Origin of the sequence: Solibacillus sp. FSL H8-0538 (genome assembly GCF_038003525.1) — a bacterium.
Lineage (GTDB): Bacteria > Bacillota > Bacilli > Bacillales_A > Planococcaceae > JBBOPI01.
In genome coordinates this window covers 3,271,204-3,292,001 of sequence record NZ_JBBOPI010000001.1, presented here as the reverse complement: position 1 = coordinate 3,292,001, position 20,798 = coordinate 3,271,204, and the positions used below count along the sequence as shown (strand labels likewise).

Sequence of the window (20,798 nt, the reverse complement as noted above, 5' to 3'; positions counted from 1 at the left end):
ATGAACTTTGAAACGATTATTGGTTTAGAAGTACACGTTGAGTTAAAAACAAACTCTAAAATCTTCTCTTCATCACCTAACCATTTCGGTGCTGAGCCAAATACAAACACATCTGTAATCGACCTAGGTTACCCAGGCGTTTTACCTGTGTTAAACAAAAACGTAGTAGATTACGCTATACGTGCAGCACTTGCATTAAACATGGAAATCGAACAAGAAACAAAATTCGACCGTAAAAACTACTTCTATCCGGACAATCCGAAAGCTTACCAAATTTCACAATTTGATAAACCAATTGGTAAAAATGGCTGGGTTGATATCGAAGTAGACGGCTATACAAAACGTATCGGTATTACACGTCTTCATATGGAAGAAGATGCTGGTAAACTATCTCACGCAGATGGTTATTCACTTGTTGACTTCAACCGTCAAGGTACACCGTTAGTTGAAATCGTTTCTGAGCCAGACATCCGTACTCCTGCTGAAGCATATGCTTATCTTGAAAAAGTGAAATCAATCATTCAGTATTCAGGCGTTTCAGATGTACGTATGGAAGAAGGCTCATTACGTTGTGATGCCAACATTTCACTACGTCCATATGGTCAAGAACAATTCGGTACAAAAGCAGAGCTGAAAAACTTAAACTCATTCTCATTCGTTCGTAAAGGTCTTGAGCATGAAGAAATTCGACAAGCACAAGTTCTTTCTAGCGGTGGAGAAATTGGCCAAGAAACTCGTCGTTTTGATGAGAAAACTGGTAAAACAATTCTTATGCGTGTAAAAGAAGGTACGGATGATTACCGTTACTTCCCTGAACCAGACTTAGTACATCTTTCAATTGATGATGCGTGGTTAGAGCGTGTAAAAGCTGAAATTCCTGAGCTTCCAGATGCACGTAGAGCGCGTTATGAATCAGAACTTGGTTTAACGCCTTATGACGCAGCTGTACTTGTTGTAAGTAAAGACATATCTGATTTCTTTGATGCAACGGTAACTGCTGGTGCGGATGCGAAGTTAGCTGCCAACTGGTTAATGGGAGATGTTTCTGCGTACTTAAAAGCGGAAGGCAAGGACCTAAACGAGACAGCACTTACACCTGAAAACTTAGCTGGTATGATTAAAATAATCTCTGATGGTACGATTTCATCAAAAATCGCGAAAAAAGTCTTCACTGAGTTAGTGGCTAACGGCGGTGAAGCTACGAAAATCGTAAAAGAAAAAGGCTTAGTTCAAATTTCTGATCCTGAAGTGATTCGTGGTTTTGTTACGACTGTACTTGATGCAGACGAAAAATCAGTAGCTGACTTTAAAGATGGTAAAGAGCGTGCACTTAAAGCGCTACTTGGCCAAATTATGAAGGCTTCAAAAGGACAAGCAAATCCTCAACTGACAAACCAAATCCTTATGGAAGAAATTAATAAACGTTAATTTTTCCAAATGAAAAACTCGGAGTAAGCACTGTGCTTACTCCGAGTTTTTCGTTTGTAGATAAGAAAGGTTACCTTTCCTATCCACATATGTAAGGACATCAACTCGCCTTATTTTAGTCGAGTTGTGCCTTTGTAATATTTAGTTTTGTTCTTCTTTCATAATGCGTTTTGTTTCAGCGAATTCTTCTTCAATTTCTTTGTTTGGTTTATAAGTGATCAGGCTGACGATCACTGCTACAACTAAACATACTAAGAAGCCAGGTACAATTTCATAAAGCATACTTGTTAAGTTTTCCATTTTCCCCCAAACGAAGGCAACTACAGCTCCGGATACCATTCCAGCTAATGCACCATAGTTTGTTAGTTTAGACCAGAATAATGAAAGTAATATAATTGGACCGAATGAAGCACCAAATCCTGCCCATGCAAATGCAACTAAGCCTAAAATTGAGCTTTCTGGATTCCAAGCAATAACTGCTCCAATGATTGATACAACAAGTACAGACATTCGCCCCATGAATACATAGTGCGTATCTGTAGCTGTTTTATTGAATAAAGCTTTATAAATATCTTCAATTAAAGCTGAAGATGTTACGATTAATTGTGAAGAAATCGTACTCATTACAGCTGCTAAAATAGCTGCAAGTATAATCCCTGCAATGAACGGGTGGAATAAAATTTGACCAAGTACGATAAATACAGTTTCGCTATCTTTTAGTTCGATACCTTGCTGTTGGAAGTAAGCAATGCCAACAAATGCTGTCGCAATGGCACCAAGTAAGCTGAAAATCATCCAGCCAATCCCGATGCGGCGTGCACTTTTCGTTTCTTTTACAGAGCTAATCGCCATAAAACGTACGATAATATGTGGTTGACCGAAGTAACCTAAGCCCCATGCAACGGAAGAAATAATTGCAGCAGCAGAAGCCGATGCCGGAAGTAATGTTAATAGCTCAGGATCTACTTGCTTAATTGAGTTGATTGTTTCACCAATACCACCAGTTAGGAATATCCCAAATACAGGAACAGCGATTAACGTGATTACCATGATTAAGCCTTGAATAACGTCTGTATAACTAACCGCTAAGAATCCACCAAATAATGTGTAAGCTACAACAACAGCGGATACAACTAGTAATCCTGTATGATAATCATAGCCGAATGAACTTTCAAAGAACTTCCCGCCGGATACCATACCTGATGATACATAGAACGTAAAGAATACTAAAATAATAAGCCCTGATGCAATACGTAGTAATTTTGTATTGTCACGCAGACGGTTATCTAAGAAACTCGGAATTGTAATCGAATCTTTCGTTACTTGTGTATAAACACGTAAGCGCGGCGCTACCAATAACCAGTTTAGATAAGCACCAATAGTTAAACCAATCGCAATCCAAACTTCTACTAAACCAGATAAATAAATAGCACCTGGTAACCCCATTAGTAGCCAACCAGACATGTCTGCGGCCCCTGCGCTAAGAGCTGTTACAGTCGCACCAAGTCCGCGTCCACCTAACATATAATCTGTTAAATTACTAGTCTTCTTAAATGCATACCAACCAATTGCTAACATCGCAATCATATAAATGACGATCGCGAGTAGCTGGAAACTCATATCTGACATATAAATGCCCCCCTTGTTTTAAATGTTGAACCATTCCTCTTTTTCCTTATTACGACTTACGTTTTGTAACACGTCCTAGGACAAATGCGGCTGTACCAATACCAAGTAGCATATTGGTCTTTTTATTAAATACTTGCTTTGTTACTAGCGTTAAATTTTGTGGGCGTTCAGCTAGGCGACGCATGAAATAACCGTACCAATCACTTCCGAACGGTAAATAAGTACAGAAGTTGTAACCTTCTTTGGCAAGGCTGAGTTGCATATCTTTACGGAAGCCATACAGCATTTGGAACTCAAATTTCTCATTCGAAATCTGATGCTGTTTAACAAACTGCTTTACATGGTTAATCACATTGTGGTCATGTGTAGCAATCGACGTGAACTTACCGTGGAGTAGATGATACTCAATTTGCTCGATAAATTTTTGATCAATTTCTTTTTTCGTTTGGAATGCTACACTTGGGTCTTCTTTGTATGCCCCTTTAACCAGACGTAGACGGAAGTTTTTATAACGCTCAATATTTTGATCTGATTCGAAGAAATACGCTTGAATAACTGTACCCACATTGTCATAGTGCTCATTTAATGACTCTAGCAATTGGAATGACGTATGAAGACGAGTATAATTTTCCATATCGAAATTAACAAATATACCATACTGATGAGCAATTGACACGATTTCTTTTAAGTTTTCATAACAAAAATCATAATCAATATCTAAACCAAGCTGAGAAGGTTTAAGTGAAATATGTGCATCCACTTGGTCGGCATTAATTCGTTCAATCACAGCTAAAATCTGCTGTTTTGCTGCAAGTGCTTCAGATTTTTCGAAAACAAATTCGCCTAAATTATCAATTGTGCATGAAATGCCATGTTTATTTAATTCCTTGATGCTTTCGATTGCTTCGTCGATATTTGTACCTGCAACGACATTTTGCGCCCCGAATTTAAGACCGTACTTTTGTGCAGCAGAATTTAATGTTCTATTCTCCGAAAGAGAAATAAAAAGGTCCTTTAACTTCATGTGAATGTATCCTCCTAGTGTATAAAAAATAAGTTAACGTTGAAGTGAGTATATAGTAAAAATTTTAAAAAGGGAATATTGTTTTTTTTATTTTCAGATTATTGCACTTTATAATGTTGATTTATCAAGGTTTTTAGCCTGAATAATTTTATTTTTTATAATTTTAGAAATAGTAAATCTGCACAAAAGTTATAGGAAAATACTAGTTTATGAATATTTATTCTCCTTTTTTGTATAATTTATCTATTCTTTAATTTCTTAATATATAAACGCATTAATTTTTTGCATAAAAAAAGACTCCTTCCTTAATGAAGGGGGAGCCGGTTGTCCTTATTTTCGTTTTAGACGGTATTGTAAGCCTTGGCGATGAATGCCTAGCGCTTTTGCTGTTTGTGAAATATTGCCGTCATTGAGTTGCAGCGCATATGCAATATAGTAGTCTTCTACTTCACGCAAATACTCATCTAATGGACGTAACCCCTGCTCATTATTAAAGTTCAATAAGAGTGGATTACTTTCTTTTGGTGACTGTGTTTGCTTTAGTTTCCACTTGAAATAGGCGGGTAACATCGACATTTCCACATATTCTTCATTTGTTAGGAGTAGACTAATATCATCAAGCAAAACCTCAAGTTCTTTTAAATTACCTGGCCAATCATAATTTAGAAAAACTTGTTCGACTTCTTTTGATAAGCCTTTTACATGAATCCCATAGTTGATGCGTCTACGAGAAAAATAGTCTTCGATGAAGGGCATAATATCTTCACGTCTTTCATGTAATGACGGTACTTTAATAGTTAAATTTGAAAATAAATAGTATAAATTTTTGGATAATCGTCCTTGCTGAATTAAGTCAATTGGGTCTTCACCAATACTTGCAATAAACACATGTTTACGCTCTTTATGTGCTTCGAGCAGTTTTGTAATACGATCTTGTGCTGACATTGAAAGATACTCTATACGTACTGCAAAGAAGGTGTAATTTTCAGCTTCGGCAATATAGGTTTCTAGTTGTTTTAATAACATATCTTCATTGCGGTGACAAATAAGCGTAATGAACATTTCATTTTTTTCTGCTAGCTCATGGTGAATCCCTTCTGCAATCATATCTTTTCCGGTTCCGGAGTCACCAATTAACAAAACTGGAATCCGACCCATGGCAGCAATTTTTGCTTGCTGAATAACTTGACGCATTGCTGTTGAAACTGCCGTAATAATATCGAATGTTAACGGCGCACCATAGCGACTCAGTGGTCGATCCATTAAAAACTCTAGTTGTGAAACATCACGAGCAAACTGAATAGCAATTTTTGAACCATCCTCTTGGACAAGTGGAAAGTAGTCACTAATAATTGTTACTTCTTCACCTTTTTTATTCCAAAATGTATGTTTAACATGGCATAAGGACTGTCCAGATTGGAGTACGTTATGTAAAATATTGTGCTCATGATTGAAGTCTAATGATTCTGAAACAAATCGTTGTGCAACCTCTTGAATCGACTCACCCGTTAGTTCACGCATTTTTTTATTATATATTATGACTCGACCGCTTTCATCGATTGCACATAAGCCAGTTTGGATTTGTTCTGTCATGAACTCATATACCTTGCTAAGATCGCTAGGTTTCATACACTTTTCAGCTCCTTCTCTATTTTATTATTTTAGCATGCCTGATATAAAATTCGGATTATTTTAAATAAAACAGAAAAAAATGTTGATTTAAGCAACGAATTATTGCACAATTGAGTTAATTAAGAATAATAGAGTGCAATATTATATTGCGCTAAACATTAGGAGGAATTTTAAATGATTAACTATAAACATGAGCCATTTACAGATTTTAGTGTGGAAGAGAATAAACAAGCGTATACAGAGGCATTAGCAAAGGTGGAGCAACAATTAGGTGCTGATTATCCACTAATTATTGGTGGTGAACGCATCACTACAGCAGACAAAATAAATTCTTATAACCCAGCAAACAAAGCGCAATTAATCGGTCGCGTATCAAAAGCGGATCAAGAACTAGCTGAAAAAGCAATGCAAGCTGCGAATGAAACATTTAAAACATGGAAAAAAGTAAAACCGGAAGTACGTGCAGATGTATTATTTAAAGCGGCAACAATTATTCGCCGTCGCAAGCATGAATTCTCAGCTCTATTAACAAAAGAAGCTGGTAAGTCTTGGAACGAAGCAGATGTTGAAACAGCGGAAGCAATCGATTTCTTAGAATATTATGGTCGCCAAATGTTGCGTTTAAAAGATGGCCAACCTGTTGAAAGTCGCCCTGATGAATACAACCGTTATGACTACATCCCATTAGGTATCGGTATTGTGATCTCACCATGGAATTTCCCGTTTGCCATTATGGCAGGAACAACGGTAGCGGCAGTTGTTACGGGCAATACCGTATTATTAAAGCCAGCATCTACAACACCTGTTATTGCATATAAATTTATCGAAGTGCTAGAAGAAGCCGGTCTTCCAGCAGGGGTAGTCAATTTTGTACCTGGAAATGGTGCGGAGGTAGGGGACTATTTAGTTGATCATCCACTAACACGCTTCATTAGTTTCACTGGTTCACGTGATGTCGGACTACGTATTAACAAGCGTGCGTCTGTGTTAAACGATGGCCAAATTTGGATTAAGCGTGTCATTGCTGAAATGGGTGGAAAAGACACGATTGTTGTTGATAAAGAAGCGGATTTAGAATTAGCTGCACAATCAATTGTGAAATCTTCATTCGGCTTTGCAGGTCAAAAATGTTCTGCCTGTTCACGCGTAGTCATCGTAAAAGATGTGTACGATGAAGTGGTAGCTCGCGTAACAGAGCTTACAAAGGAGTTAACAGTTGGAGACCCAACAAATCCATCACACTTCTTAAACTCAGTAATCGATCAAAATGCATTCAAGAAAATTTCTGAGTACATTGAAATCGGTAAAGGAGAAGGGCGTCTTGTAGCAGGGGGAACAGCGGATGATTCAGTTGGTTATTTCGTACAACCAACAGTTTTCGTCGATGTAGAACCATCAGCGCGCATTATGAAAGAAGAAATTTTCGGACCAGTCGTAGCCATTGCAAAAGCAGATTCATTTGAAGAGGCAATCTCGATTGCAAATGACACAGAGTACGGGTTAACAGGGGCTGTTATTACAAAAAATCGTCTGAATTTAGAATATGCGCGCGAAGAATTCCACGTAGGAAACCTTTACTTCAACCGTGGATGTACAGGTGCAATCGTAGGTTACCAACCATTTGGTGGATTCAATATGTCAGGCACCGATTCAAAAGCTGGTGGTCCTGATTACTTACAACTGCATTTACAAGCAAAAACAACTTCTGAAATGTTTTAATCTCACGAATCACTCATAAACGAGAGAAGCCGTACCATGATATTTTGGTACGGCTTTATTTGTGGGTAAGTAAGTGAAATTTTCCATCCACATAAATAAGGACATCAACTCGCCCTATTTTGGGCGAGTTGTGTATTTCTAATTGTATTTTGGAGAAATTCCATGCACAATATGGTTAATACTAGTAGTGGAGGGATAAATGATGAAAACAGAACAACAATATTTTGAGCAAGGCCAGTTAATGGCTGACTATATGGACGGCATGTCTCAATTAAAAGAACAAAGCTTTGCTATTTATAAAGGCTTCGAAGTGCCAGCAGGGGACGCGTTTATTGAAGAGCTAACGGCAAAAAACATCCACATTTTAGCGATTACGGAAGACTGGTGCGGCGATGCAATGATTAACAATCCAATTATCCGTAAAACTGCAGAAGCAGCTGATTTAGAAGTGCGAACAGTGCTTCGTGATGCAGATACAGACTTAATCGACCGCTATTTAACAAATGGTGGACGTGCTATTCCGATTTATCTTCTTTTAAATGAAGCAGGGGAAGTCGTTGGTCAGTGGGGTCCTCGTGCACCGCAACTACAAGAATTTGTAATGGACATGCGTGCAAACTTACCTGATAAAGAAGACGCATCATTTGAAGAAGCGCAAAAAGCGATGTATGATAATATGCGTAAACAATACGTAGAGAATCCACAACTATGGTCTTACGTTTATGAAGATTTTAAAGCAAAAGTAAATACTGCATTAAAAAGATAAATGGAGAAGTTCCTACTCTTGTGTAGGAACTTTTTATTAGCCTAATACGTAATATTTTTAAATACGAAAATCAGGATGATGAACATGAAAAGAGCGCGAATTATTTACAACCCTACGTCTGGACGAGAGGTGTTTAAAAAGCATTTACCAGAAGTACTCGAAAAGCTAGAGATTGCAGGCTATGAAACGTCTTGTCACGCCACAACTTGCGCGGGTGACGCGGAAAATGCAGCGAAAATTGCAGTAGAACGCGAATTTGATATTGTTATTGCTGTTGGAGGCGATGGAACATTAAATGAAGTCGTTGCCGGTATTAGCCAGTACGAAAAGCGACCAAAGCTAGGCTTAATTCCAATGGGGACAACGAATGATTTTGCACGTGCAGTGCATATTCCACGTAAAATTGAGGAAGCGGTGGACATTATTACGAAAGGCGACACGATTCCTGTTGATGTCGGCCTATTAAATGACAACCGTTACTTTATTAATATTGCGGCGGGTGGTCGTATTACGGAGTTAACGTATGAGGTACCCAGTAAGATGAAAACGGTACTTGGTCAGCTTGCCTATTATTTAAAAGGGATTGAAATGATTCCATCAATTAAAGCAACGCATATGAGAATTGAAATAGACGATGAGATCTTTGATGGTAATGCAATGATGTTTTTATGTGGCCTGACAAACTCTGTGGGCGGCTTTGAAAAAATTGCACCAGATGCATCGATTAATGATGGGCTGTTCACCGTAATGGTATTAAAAGAATGCTCCATTGCAGATTTTGTTCGCATTGCCTCCCTTACATTACGAGGCGAGCATTTAAATGATGAGCGAGTGATTTACCGCAAAGCAAGCCGAGTCTTTGTGACGTCAGATGAAGAAGTTCATTTAAATCTAGACGGCGAATACGGCGGCGATGCACCAGCTATTTTCCAAAACTTAAAACGACATATAGAAGTATTCGTACCAATTGACGATATTCGTGAAGAGGACCGAATATAAAATTTTAGCCTGTAAAGAGATGCGGTGTATCGCTCTTTTTACAGGTTCTTTTTTATGTAGTGAAGTATTTAAACGTCTTATAAATGGATATAGTGCAAGTAAGGGAGTTGGGTGTATGTATAAAAAACAGGAGAAATATTTAATCATTTTAAGTTTTTTTGTTGCAGCAATTATGTTGCTATCCATTGTAGGCCGAATTTTTGGTAGTTAGGGGAGATGGAAATTGATAAATGAATCCGCAGTATTTTGGAGTCGCGTACTAACAGAGATTACGTTATCTTTTCATATTATTTATGCAACAATTGGGGTCGGTATACCGCTCATGATTATGATTGCACAGTGGGTAGGCTATAAAAGTGGCGATGAGCATTATATTTTATTGGCAAGACGTTGGGCGCGCGGCTTTGTCATTACCGTAGCAGTTGGTGTTGTCACCGGTACAGCAATTGGCCTTCAACTTTCCCTTTTGTGGCCGAATTTTATGCAACTAGCCGGGCAAATCATTGCGCTACCACTATTTTTGGAAACGTTCGCCTTCTTTTTTGAAGCTATTTTTTTAGGCATTTATTTATACACATGGGATCGCTTTGATAGCCAGAAAAAGCATATGCTCTTACTCATTCCAGTAGCAATTGGTGCATCGATGTCCGCAGTATTTATTACCATTGTGAACGCCTTTATGAATTCGCCGCAAGGGTTTGACGTAGTGAATGGACAGCTTGTGAATATCCAACCACTATTAGCGATGTTTAATCCTGCAATGCCAACAAAGGTTGCACATGTATTAACAACAGCGTATATGACATCCGCTTTTGTATTAGCTTCTATTGCAGGCTATCGCATACTACGTGGATCGGACCATATTTATCATAAGAAGGCATTATATTTATTAATGAAGCTCGGGTTCATCTTCTCTGTGGCAACAATTGGAGTTGGTGATTTTTCGGGAAAATACTTAGCAGAGTATCAGCCAGAGAAACTTGCCGCAGCGGAGTGGCATTTTGAAACAGAGGCAGGTGCATCACTTGTTTTATTTGGAATATTAGAGGACGGAAAAGTAAAATATTCGATTAAAATTCCTTGGGGGCTAAGTATTTTAGCGCATAATAATCCTAATGCTGAGGTAATTGGGCTAGATCAGTTCCCAGAGGATGAAATTCCACCGCTATATATCCATTATTTATTTAATATCATGGTGTTTATTGGTATTTTTATGACCGCATTGACTTTGGTTTACTTAGTTGCGAAATGGCGTGGTTGGGTATTTGTTCAGTCTAAATGGTATAACTGGCTGATTGTTGCCGGGGGACCGTTATCCATTATTGCAATAGAGACGGGTTGGTGGCTTGCAGAAGTAGGAAGGCAGCCATGGATACTGCGCGGCATTATGCGAACAGAAGAAGGAGCGACAACAAGTGATGGTGTTGATATGATGCTTATCTTATTTTGCTTACTTTATATTTTGCTCGCAATTGGTAGTATTTTAGCGCTTCACCGCATGTTCAAGGAAAATTCAATTGAGCGGGAAATTGCAGATCGTACAGCAGCGAAGGGCGGTGATTTGGTATGAGTTTAGAAATTCTCGGCATTGTAGTATTATGGGCATTTCTGTTTGGGTATGTCATTGTGGCTTCGATTGATTTTGGTTCAGGCTTCTTTAATGCATATAGTGTACTGACCAATCGTTCGGATATTTTAAGCAAAATAATAAAACGCTATTTATCTCCAGTATGGGAAGTAACGAATGTATTTCTTGTATTCTTCTTTGTTGGAATGGTGGGATTCTTCCCACAAACCGCCTTTTATTATGGGACCACTTTACTCGTGCCGGTAAGTATATCACTACTCCTACTATCAATTCGTGGTGCTTATTACGCGTTTGAAGCATACGGCACAACTGGACACAAGGGTTATGTAACGGCTTACGGTATTGCAGGACTCCTCATTCCAGCTTCCTTGTCAGTGGTCTTTACAATTTCTGAAGGTGGCTTTGTCAACATGGTAAATGGGCAGCCACAGCTAGATTATACAGCGCTATTTCAAAGCCCGTTAACATGGAGTATCGTTGTGCTGAGTATTGTTGCCGTGTTGTATATTTCGTCTATTTTTTTAACATGGTATGCATGGAAAGCAAATGATTTACGGGCTTCTGATTTGATGAGAAGATACGCGCTGATATGGGCAGCTCCGCTTGTAATAGCGGCAGCGGGTATTATTGTGGAATTCAAAGGGCATAACCCCGTGCGCTTTCAAAATATGGTCGACTTGTGGTGGATGTTTGGAATATCTGCGGTAATATTCCTTTTTACAATAGGTCTCATTTGGAAGAGAAAAAAATACGGGTTAGCAGTTATTTTACTCTTTAGCCAATTTGCTTTTGCGTTTTTCGCTTACGGCATTTCACATTATCCGTATTTACTTTACCCGTATTTAACCATTCATGACAGCTTTACGAATAAAGCGATGGCGATTGCGCTTGTCATTGCTTTTGTACTAGGGGCGTGTCTTCTAATCCCATCGCTTTATTTATTGTTTAAGTTGTTCCTGTTTAATAAAGAATACGTATCAGGTTCAAGTGAAGATCATGTTTAGGAGGGATTGCCATTGAAGACATTTCTCATCTTCATCGCCCCGTTTATTTTAGTTGTTTTATCGATTATTGTGGCTTTTTATACTGCACCACTAGATAAGTTAGTAAAGAAGAAATGAAAAGGTGCCCCAAACGAGGGGCACCTTTTTCATGCAAATGATCATCTCATAAAGAGCAAACCTATATTACCCTAATCTAAGTTGATTTTACATTTTGGAATACGTTTAATATAAAGAAAACCACAGATAATGCGAATGCGATACCGCCACCAGATACGCAAATTTCCATCATGTAACGTGGCACATCAATATGAATAAACATCATCCCTAAAAATAAAAACGGTAATCCAATATTGTGTAACCAAAAATGCCATTTCCCTAGCTTACTATTACCCGCATCACGGTACACTGAATAAATGACCCCAATAAGTCCTGTTGATAACCATCCAACTACATTAATATGGGCGTGTGTAGCCCCCCATTGAAGTTGAATCGTGTAGTGCATAAACAAACCATAACTAATTCCGAGGATGAAATAGACAGCTGCAATTTTCACCCATTTTGCACCCACTACCAGTCAACACCCTTCATATGATTTGGGAAAATGTTAATCCGCAGGTTTGCTCGTATTATCATATGAAAGAATGATTTTAAATAGTAGGAAGATGAAATAATTTAATTTAAGGAATTTAGCAAAATTGTAAATGGTAAACGTTTAGTTAATGCATTTTTCCGGTCACATGCTACAATAGAAGAATTGAAATGGAGGACGGAAAATGACTGCACCAATTACTAAAAATGATCGTACAACAGTTTATATAGAGGATTTAACACATGACGGAAACGGAGTCGCAAAAATAGATGGCTATCCGTTATTTATCCAAGGCGCATTGCCAGGGGAAACAGTAGAAATCCACGTTTTAAAAACATTGAAAAATTATGGTTTCGCTAAAGTAGTGGAAATCCTTGAGCCATCGTCAGACCGTGTTGAAGCACCATGTGTGTATTTTTCTCAGTGTGGTGGCTGCCAAGTACAACATCTTTCATACGAGGGCCAGTTAAAATGGAAGCAAAACATGGTGGCAAATGTCATGAAACGTCTAGGTAAAATCGACGCACCTGTACTTCCTGTAAAAGGTATGGACAATCCGTGGAACTACCGCAATAAAGCGCAAATCCCGTTCGCACAAAATGAAGCAGGGGAAGCAATTGCCGGTTTCTACAAAACAAAGTCACATAATATTGTTGATATGGAGCGCTGTTTAATTCAAACAGGCGAAGCAGATGCGATTATGGGTCAATTAAAGGATGAATTAGCTACACTAGGGATTCGTACGTATAATGAAAAATCTCATCAAGGGATGCTACGTCACGTTGTAGTGCGTAAAGGCCGTGCAACAAATGAAGTGATGGTCGTGCTCGTCACAAAATCACGTAAGTTCCCACAAGCACAAGCGGCTGTTGAGAAAATACGCGAGCTTGTACCGAATGTGACGTCAATCGTGCAAAACGTCAACGGTGACAAAACAAACGTTATTTTTGGCAACGAGACAGTGACACTTTGGGGTAAGGATGCTATTGAAGACACAATTGGCAATGTACGCTTTGAAATTTCAGCGCGCTCGTTTTATCAGGTCAACCCTGAGCAAACAGAAGTGCTTTATAAACAAGCGCTTGATTATGCACAGCTAACAGGTACAGAAACAGTCATCGATGCGTATTGCGGCATTGGCTCGATTTCATTATTCCTAGCGCAACAAGCAAAGCTAGTCATGGGGGTTGAAATTGTACCTCAAGCAATTGAAGATGCAAAACGTAACGCCGAACTAAACGGCTTTACGAACACATATTTCGAGGCAGGACCGGCAGAAGAAGTCATCCCGCGTTGGTACGCAGAAGGGAAAGAAGCAGACGTTTTAGTAGTTGACCCACCGCGTAAAGGCTGTGATGAAGCACTACTAAATACAATTATCGAACAAAAACCAAAACGCGTTGTTTACGTCTCATGTAACCCAGGCACACTCGCCCGCGATCTACGTATTTTAGAGGACGGCGGTTATAAAACGCAGGAAGTGCAGCCGGTAGACATGTTCCCGCACACGACACATTGTGAAGCTGTCGCGTGGTTGGAATTAGGATAATATTTATTTCAATATAAAATGAGACCCATCTTATCTGGAATTGATGAGATGGGTCGATTTGTATTATGGGGTACATAAAAAGGAGAATTATAGTTACATTTATAAGTGGATATACTAAAATATTCCTTGTTGAATCTTATTCAACAAATTTTAATTGAGTTTTGTTAATCTATTGCAATTTGAAATGTAAATATAGATAGTAATGTCGTGCTATGCCAAATACTTTAAATGAGTAAAAGGGTGAAAATATGGGGTTGATTCAAAATGAATTATCAATTGTTACTGCAAAAGAATTATTTAGTTTAAAGTTAGCTATTCCAGAGTATCAAAGGCCTTATAGTTGGAGTATAGCTTCAACCAATACGTTGTTTATGGATACTTATAATGCGTATTGTCAGGGACTTGAAGAATATAGACTAGGATCAGTTATCCTCCATAAGGAGGGTGAAACTTATTATATTGTGGATGGGCAACAACGTCTCACAACATTATCGATTTTACTTTATTGTCTTGACGAGAAGGAAAAAGGCTTGCTCAATGAACGGTATAGTTCGCTTTCAACAAATGCAATTTTGCATAACTTAGACATCCTTTTTAGAAAAGTTGCCGATTTGCAAGAAAATGAACGCACAGATTACATGTCGTATCTGCTTCAAAAATGTTCAATCGTAAAAATCGTAACAGATGAGGAACAAGAAGCCTTTCAATTTTTTGATTCACAAAATTCACGAGGTAAAGAATTAGCGCCACACGATTTACTAAAGTCCTATCATTTAAGAGAGATGAATACTGCTGATGAAGGTTTAAAAATAAAGGCTATTAACGAGTGGGAAAATAAAAACCAACAAAAGTTGGAAGAGTTATTTAAGTTGTACCTCTATCCATTAACACAATGGTATAAATGGAAAGACGGTTTAGATTACTCAAGTAAGAAAATCGCAGCATTCAAAGGTGTAAAAAACAACTATATTTACAATTATGCAGTTTATCATAAAGCAACGAATCTTTACGTAGAACAAATGAATAGTAATGGAAGTATGGAAATATTTGCGACGAAAACGTTGAACCAATTTCAATTAATCCAACCGGTCATTGCAGGGAGAAGGTTTTTTGCATATACACTTCATTACGCTAGTTTACTTGAGAAGATTCAAAAAAGAATTTTTGATTTTCATAAAGACTCAGATGAAATTCCTGATAAGCGGTCTGGGGACATGTACATAAAGCAACTTTATGAAAATACACTGTTGTTTTTTGCAGATAGATTTGGTGAAGCTGAATTAACGGATACAGTGTTAAATCAAATATATACTTGGTGTTATTCACTTAGAGTAATAATGAAATCTGTATATCCAGAATCTACAAATAAATATGCTATTGGATATCACGAAAGAATTAACTATGACATGGATCTCTTCACTAAAATAAGTGAGATGCAAGAACCAGATGAATTAAATTTCATTATATTTGAACGAGTAGACGTGACGAGGGTAATTGATAAAGAAAAATATGCAAAAGTATGGAATCGATTACAAAGGATAAATGGGTGGTAGAACATGGAGGATAAATTAAAGATTTTACAAATAGAAAAGATATTTAGTGATGTAAAGTATACAATTCCTATATATCAGAGAAATTATGCCTGGGAAGAAACGCATATTCAACAATTAATTGATGATATATATACATCAAATGACAGTTATTTTTTAGGAACTTTAATTGTTAATCAAAAAGATACGGATATTTATGAAGTAATTGATGGACAGCAGCGCCTTACTACCTTGTATTTATTAGAAAAATATTTAGAGATAAATATATTAAAAGATTCATTATATTTTGAGGCTAGAGAAAAATCAAATCGAACACTTTCAATTATCGGAACAGAAGAAATGAATAATGTACTAGAAGAATTGCAATCGGAAGAGCTGATGCGCGGTTTTGATATTATTAAAGATTACTTTAATAGTAGTAAGATTGATCCGAGTAGCTTCAAGCAAAAACTGTCTAACGTACAATTAATTCGAATACAAGTTCCGCAAGATATAGATTTAAATCATTATTTTGAAATTATGAATACTCGTGGAGAACAGCTAGAGTTTCATGAAATAGCCAAAGCCAAGTTATTAAGTAAGTTGAAAACAAAAGAGGATAAGAAAGCTGGCTCACTTATTTGGGATGCTTGCGCTAACATGGACAGCTATATACAAATGAATTTTGATTTAAAAACGAGAGCTGAACTTTTTTTAAGAGATTGGACTATGTTGGATTTACAAATTGATACCTTTGACAAAGCTCGGGATAAAATGCTTACTAAACAAGCGGATTTAACAACTGAAGGTACCAAGACATTGTTGGAAATTCTAACTGATGGTAAACTTACCAAAAACGAAGATTCACAGACATTTGAAGAAAATGAGCGATTTGAATCGATTATCTCATTTCCTAATTTTATTTTACAAGTAAATAAGGTAATTTCAAAAGATGCGGAAGACGAGTCTATGCTGGATGATAAGAATTTTCTAGTGAACCTAAGAAATAACTGGGATAGTGAAGAGAATTCCAAACACTTTTTATTTAGTTTATTAAAATGTAGGGTCTTATTTGACCGATTTATTATTAAGAGGGAATTTGTAAAAGACTATAAAGAACAGGGGAAATGGTCGTTGCAACGGCTTAAATCCTATAAAGATGGAAATCGGAGTTGGAGACCTACCTATGTTGGGACTTTTAATGGAGAAGATAATAAAAATAAGCACCTAAGAACCTTACAATCTTGCTTACGTATTACGTACACTTCACCAAAAACGATGCATTGGATTTCATTGGCATTAAAAGATGTAATGGATGATAAGGGTAGTAATCTAATTGAAATATTAGAGAAGTACTGTAAAGATAAAATAAAATCATCTAAGTATGAAAGTGCAAGTGGATTTAATTTTGAGCGAATTGTGTTTACTTATTTAGATTATGTTCTATATAGAGATGGCTATTCGTATAAAAAAAAGCTAATAATTTCACCATTCAAAGATGACTGGCAATTTCAATTTAGAAATTCTATCGAACATTTTCACCCACAGAATCCGGTAGAAGGAGAACGAACTTTAAAATGGGGACAAAATGATTTGAATGCTTTTGGGAATTTGGCTTTGATTACGGTTTCTGGAAATTCGAAGTTCTCAAACTTACTACCAAATTCAAAAGTAAATTCGTATTCTAGTGTTATACAGCAAAGTCTTAAGTTAAAAATCATGGATCAAATGATGATTTTAAATGGTGGCAAATGGGATCAGGAAGTTTCAGAAAAACATAAGGATGAAATGTTTAATATCTTAAGTAATGAACTTTCAAAGTAATTATGGTATATAAATTTCGTTTTATTGTCCAAGCAATATATTTTTTTATTAGGTGACTCTACTACATCCATTTTTAAATTTTGCACCACCATCAGCACTCACCACATTGTGAAGCGGTGGCTTGGTTGGAGTTAGTATAATAGAAAAGCAGTGGGTATAGAAAAAATCTATACCATCTGCTTTTTTGTTTATAAAAATACCATTCAGGATCGATTTTCGTTAAAATAAACATTGCTGATTTTCACAATAGTTTTTACAACTTATAAAGGTACTTGTGTTTGATAATAAGTTATTAAGCATGATATAAGTGTAAAAGAAGTGGAACATTTGGATTTATATTTTTTTGATCGAGAGTTTGAAGTTGTATCCATAGTGAGAGGATTTGAATTTAAAAATGAAAGAAAATTTTTGGAACGATTTACCGAAACCATTTTTTGTACTTGCACCAATGGAAGATGTGACGGACGTTGTGTTTCGTCATGTCGTAAGTAAAGCAGGTAGACCAGATGTATTTTTCACGGAGTTTACAAACTCGGATAGCTATTGTCATCCAGAGGGGCGGAAAAGTGTGCGAGGACGTTTGCTTTTTACAGAAGATGAACAGCCAATGGTTGCACATATTTGGGGGGACAATCCAGAATATTTCCGTGAAATGAGTATCGGGATGGCAGAGCTAGGCTTTAAAGGCGTGGATATTAATATGGGATGTCCTGTACCGAATGTAGCAACGAGAGGGAAAGGTAGCGGCCTTATTCTACATCCTGAAGTTGCGGCAGAACTTATTCAAGCAGCAAAAGCGGGAGGACTACCTGTCAGTGTAAAAACTCGACTTGGCTATAAGGACGTCGACGAGTGGAAAGAGTGGCTAACGCATATTTTGAAACAAGATATAGCGAACCTTTCTATTCATTTACGTACAAGAAAAGAAATGAGTCAAGTAGATGCGCACTGGGAGCTTATTCCGGAAATTAAGAAATTGCGTGATGAAATTGCACCAAATACGCTATTAACAATCAATGGTGACATTCCTGATCGTCAAACTGGGCTGCAGCTTGCTGAACAATATGGTATTGATGGCGTGATGATAGGGCGCGGTATTTTTAAAAATCCGTTTGCCTTTGAAAAAGAGCCGAAAGAGCATAGCAGTGCGGAATACCTTGATCTTTTGAGACTGCAACTTGATCTTCAAGACAAATACTCTGAAGAATTGCCACGTTCAGTTACAGCACTTCATCGCTTCTTCAAAATATATGTCAAAGGATTCCGTGGGGCAAGTGAATTAAGAAATCAATTGATGAACACGAAATCAACGGATGAAGTACGTACATTGCTTGATAATTTTGAAGCAACAATGTTGATTGATGACGGACGGTAGAATGATGTAACCGCAAAAAAGTTAGAGCTTATTAAGCAATAAATTGGCAGGAATGAATGCGGTATTGAACCCACCAGCACCACATATGTTACCACATACACTCTACACATTGTGAAGCTGTTGCTTGGTTGGAGTTAGTCTAATAAATTTAAAGAAAGAATTCTAAAAAAAGAATTCGTTTTTTTGTTGTTGAGGGTATTGAAACATGAAGAAAATAAGGTATTTACCAAAACATGTGCTTTACTTTAAAAGAAAGTGTACAACTTTATAAGCACATGGAATGGAAGGCGGCGAGTGTAGCTGACGGCATTCGCCTTTCGCTACAGAGCAAAGCTTCCTGCGGCAAAAGCGTGAGCCTTGAGACCCCGCACGACGCGTTTAGGAACGAAGGCTAAGAACGCCACGTCCTGTGGCAACGCCTTCGTGACCAACATCGTGTTGGCCCGAGGAGGCTCAAGCCACGCCCGCGGAAAGCGACCGTCTGGAGTGGAATGTGCTGTCAAGTTCAGATTTTGGTGTAGAGCCAGAAAATAAGTTGAAGAATTTCGAAACTAACGTATTGACTCACTAATATTACTTCATCGGTAGTTAAAATGATGGATTTCACCGGACAAAAGTTTTTCCGACCCAACTCAAATCATAAAACTACTTTGGCAAACAGGTTTTTATTGTTACATGAAATTCATATATATAGAATAAAAGCTAATGGGAGTAGAAATCTTTGGACAAACAAAATAGCAAATACAGATGGGTTGTATTTGTTTCTGTATTATTTACTTATTTGTTAATGGCGAGTCAACGAACTGCTCCAGGATTGATTACAGACCAATTGATGAGGGATTTTCAAGTAACAGCATCAACGATTGGATTATTGACGAGTATACAATTTTTTGTATACACCATTTTGCAAATTCCGATGGGGATTTTGGCGGATCGTTTTGGCCCCAACTTTTTTCTAATTATTGGTGCCACACTTACAGGTTTAGGTACAATCATTTATAGTCTTGGTACACATGAATTCGTCCTGTTTTTTGCCAGAATACTAACGGGTATAGGGGATGCCACCATATGGGTTAATATGGTGCTAATTTTGGCTCAATGGTTTCATACAAGGGAATTTGTTCGATTAATTGGTCTGGCGGGTATGACAGGAAGTCTTGGTTTCTTATTGGCGACGGTCCCTTTCTCTACTTGGATCCAGTTATTTGGTTGGAGGGCAACATTTTTCTCAGCGGGACTACTATTATGTATATGTGGCGTTCTCTTGTATTTTGTCCTTGTAAAAAAAACAAAACGAATCTTTGTGGAAGAACCGATAATTATAATAGAAGAAGTACGACGTGAAAAAACATCCGTATTATTACGAAGAATATTTTCAAATCGGCAAGCATGGGCGTTATTCTTTTGCCATTTTGGGGTTGTCGGCGGATATGTAGGGTTTATCAGTTCGTGGGCAGTACCATATGGGATGAAGATGTATGAAACGACCCGTTCAGATGCAAGCCAGCTGATTATGATCGGTCTTATCGGGGCACTTATTGGAGCACCTCTAGCTAGTTGGATTTCAAGTCGGTTAGAAACAATTAAAAGGCCATATATTGTCGTTCAAATCACTGTTTTAGTGGGGTGGTTTACTTTCGTATTATTTAAAGGGTATCCGTCACTCTTTTTGCTAATAATACTTTTCTTTATCATTGGCTTTGGATATGGGGCCAGTGCATTAACTTTTGCAGCTGTACGTCAATCTTTTCCTTTAACGGAATCGGGCATTGTATCGGGGTTTGCAAATACGGGTGGCTTTCTAAGTGCTGTATTGCTGCCGATCATTTTTGGCTATATATTGGATCATTTTCAATCTACTTCAGGTAGTCTAGTTGAGGGATACTACTATGGTTTCTTCACGCCAGTTCTCTTCTCCATCATTGGCTTGATCGGAGTGATTTTATATAGAGAAAAGCGTCAGGGAGCAGAGCATAAAACGAATAGCCACATTTCTTAAATAGTATAATTAAAGAGTGATGTTTCTTGAATGGGAGCTATTGTTGAAATGAATTTTCAGGAAATTAAAGTGCATGATTCTAAGTTGACCAATCGTTTTGCATCAACTCACCAGCTCATCTGTGTTGCCACAAACACTCCATAC

General features: G+C 37.6%; 16 protein-coding genes. 12 read left to right on the top strand and 4 right to left on the bottom strand.

The features are described from left to right. On the top strand, nt 1–1,428 hold the full coding sequence (gene gatB / locus MHH87_RS15830; RefSeq protein ID WP_340750193.1) for an Asp-tRNA(Asn)/Glu-tRNA(Gln) amidotransferase subunit GatB: 1,428 nt from the start codon (nt 1–3) through the stop codon (nt 1,426–1,428). 141 nt (nt 1,429–1,569) lie between these two features. Here the strand turns inward: gatB and putP are convergent, their stop codons facing one another. From putP to MHH87_RS15815, 3 genes are all read right to left on the bottom strand, one after another. Further along, nucleotides 1,570–3,057, bottom strand: coding sequence for a sodium/proline symporter PutP (gene putP, locus MHH87_RS15825; RefSeq protein WP_340750192.1), 1,488 nt, complete (start codon nt 3,055–3,057; stop codon nt 1,570–1,572). 49 nt (nt 3,058–3,106) lie between these two features. Further along, nucleotides 3,107–4,081 carry a proline dehydrogenase family protein gene (locus MHH87_RS15820; RefSeq protein WP_340750191.1) on the bottom strand — a complete coding sequence of 325 codons (975 nt, stop codon included), beginning with the start codon at nt 4,079–4,081 and terminating at the stop codon, nt 3,107–3,109. Between the two features lie 330 nt (nt 4,082–4,411). After that, on the bottom strand, nt 4,412–5,710 hold the full coding sequence (locus tag MHH87_RS15815) for a sigma 54-interacting transcriptional regulator (RefSeq protein WP_340750190.1): 1,299 nt from the start codon (nt 5,708–5,710) through the stop codon (nt 4,412–4,414). 177 nt (nt 5,711–5,887) lie between these two features. Between MHH87_RS15815 and pruA the strand changes: the two genes are divergently transcribed. From pruA to cydS, 6 genes are all read left to right on the top strand, one after another. After that, entirely contained in the window at nt 5,888–7,432 is a 1,545-nt protein-coding gene (gene pruA / locus MHH87_RS15810) for an L-glutamate gamma-semialdehyde dehydrogenase (RefSeq protein ID WP_340750189.1), read from the top strand. A gap of 202 nt (nt 7,433–7,634) precedes the next feature. Continuing rightward, nucleotides 7,635–8,198, top strand: a complete 564-nt coding sequence (locus MHH87_RS15805; RefSeq protein ID WP_340750188.1) for a thioredoxin family protein — start codon at nt 7,635–7,637, stop codon at nt 8,196–8,198. Nucleotides 8,199–8,282: 84 nt separating this feature from the next. Continuing rightward, on the top strand, nt 8,283–9,197 hold the full coding sequence (locus tag MHH87_RS15800; RefSeq protein ID WP_340750187.1) for a diacylglycerol kinase: 915 nt from the start codon (nt 8,283–8,285) through the stop codon (nt 9,195–9,197). Between the two features lie 223 nt (nt 9,198–9,420). After that, nucleotides 9,421–10,767: a cytochrome ubiquinol oxidase subunit I gene (locus tag MHH87_RS15795; RefSeq protein ID WP_340750186.1), complete on the top strand. Its 1,347-nt coding sequence runs from the start codon at nt 9,421–9,423 to the stop codon at nt 10,765–10,767. Next, nucleotides 10,764–11,789: a cytochrome d ubiquinol oxidase subunit II gene (locus tag MHH87_RS15790; protein WP_340750185.1), complete on the top strand. Its 1,026-nt coding sequence runs from the start codon at nt 10,764–10,766 to the stop codon at nt 11,787–11,789. Before MHH87_RS15795 ends, MHH87_RS15790 begins: the two co-directional genes overlap by 4 nt. A gap of 12 nt (nt 11,790–11,801) precedes the next feature. Next, a complete protein-coding gene (gene cydS / locus MHH87_RS18960) occupies nt 11,802–11,906 on the top strand; it encodes a cytochrome bd oxidase small subunit CydS (protein ID WP_445683106.1) in 105 nt (34 codons plus the stop codon). A gap of 76 nt (nt 11,907–11,982) precedes the next feature. Here cydS and MHH87_RS15785 read toward each other — a convergent pair whose 3' ends face one another. Further along, nucleotides 11,983–12,357, bottom strand: a complete 375-nt coding sequence (locus MHH87_RS15785) for a hypothetical protein (RefSeq protein WP_340750184.1) — start codon at nt 12,355–12,357, stop codon at nt 11,983–11,985. A gap of 205 nt (nt 12,358–12,562) precedes the next feature. On the opposite strand from MHH87_RS15785, the gene rlmD reads away from it, so the two are divergent. The 5 genes from rlmD (at nt 12,563) to MHH87_RS15760 (ending at nt 20,654) form a co-directional block, all read left to right on the top strand. Beyond that, on the top strand, nt 12,563–13,927 hold the full coding sequence (rlmD, locus tag MHH87_RS15780; RefSeq protein ID WP_340750183.1) for a 23S rRNA (uracil(1939)-C(5))-methyltransferase RlmD: 1,365 nt from the start codon (nt 12,563–12,565) through the stop codon (nt 13,925–13,927). A 248-nt stretch (nt 13,928–14,175) separates the two neighbouring features. Next, nucleotides 14,176–15,480 (top strand): DUF262 domain-containing protein, encoded by a 1,305-nt coding sequence (locus MHH87_RS15775; protein ID WP_340750182.1) that lies wholly within the window; start codon nt 14,176–14,178, stop codon nt 15,478–15,480. A 3-nt stretch (nt 15,481–15,483) separates the two neighbouring features. Continuing rightward, complete coding sequence (locus MHH87_RS15770) at nt 15,484–17,280, top strand: DUF262 domain-containing protein (RefSeq protein ID WP_340750181.1); 1,797 nt, start codon at nt 15,484–15,486, stop codon at nt 17,278–17,280. A 394-nt stretch (nt 17,281–17,674) separates the two neighbouring features. Further along, entirely contained in the window at nt 17,675–18,655 is a 981-nt protein-coding gene (locus MHH87_RS15765) for a tRNA dihydrouridine synthase (protein WP_340750180.1), read from the top strand. 721 nt (nt 18,656–19,376) lie between these two features. After that, the gene (locus tag MHH87_RS15760) at nt 19,377–20,654 is read left to right on the top strand and encodes an MFS transporter (RefSeq protein ID WP_340750179.1); all 1,278 of its coding nucleotides are present in this window, start codon (nt 19,377–19,379) and stop codon (nt 20,652–20,654) included. Nucleotides 20,655–20,798: the final 144 nt, after the last annotated feature.

Excerpts from the sequence above, each read along its gene's own strand:
- gatB (WP_340750193.1), top strand. The coding sequence starts at position 1 with ATGAACTTTGAAACGATTATTGGTTTAGAAGTACACGTTGAGTTAAAA.
- putP (WP_340750192.1), bottom strand. The coding sequence starts at position 3,057 with ATGTCAGATATGAGTTTCCAGCTACTCGCGATCGTCATTTATATGATT.
- MHH87_RS15820 (WP_340750191.1), bottom strand. The coding sequence starts at position 4,081 with ATGAAGTTAAAGGACCTTTTTATTTCTCTTTCGGAGAATAGAACATTA.
- MHH87_RS15815 (WP_340750190.1), bottom strand. The coding sequence starts at position 5,710 with ATGAAACCTAGCGATCTTAGCAAGGTATATGAGTTCATGACAGAACAA.
- pruA (WP_340750189.1), top strand. The coding sequence starts at position 5,888 with ATGATTAACTATAAACATGAGCCATTTACAGATTTTAGTGTGGAAGAG.
- MHH87_RS15805 (WP_340750188.1), top strand. The coding sequence starts at position 7,635 with ATGAAAACAGAACAACAATATTTTGAGCAAGGCCAGTTAATGGCTGAC.
- MHH87_RS15800 (WP_340750187.1), top strand. The coding sequence starts at position 8,283 with ATGAAAAGAGCGCGAATTATTTACAACCCTACGTCTGGACGAGAGGTG.
- MHH87_RS15790 (WP_340750185.1), top strand. The coding sequence starts at position 10,764 with ATGAGTTTAGAAATTCTCGGCATTGTAGTATTATGGGCATTTCTGTTT.
- rlmD (WP_340750183.1), top strand. The coding sequence starts at position 12,563 with ATGACTGCACCAATTACTAAAAATGATCGTACAACAGTTTATATAGAG.
- MHH87_RS15775 (WP_340750182.1), top strand. The coding sequence starts at position 14,176 with ATGGGGTTGATTCAAAATGAATTATCAATTGTTACTGCAAAAGAATTA.
- MHH87_RS15770 (WP_340750181.1), top strand. The coding sequence starts at position 15,484 with ATGGAGGATAAATTAAAGATTTTACAAATAGAAAAGATATTTAGTGAT.
- MHH87_RS15765 (WP_340750180.1), top strand. The coding sequence starts at position 17,675 with ATGAAAGAAAATTTTTGGAACGATTTACCGAAACCATTTTTTGTACTT.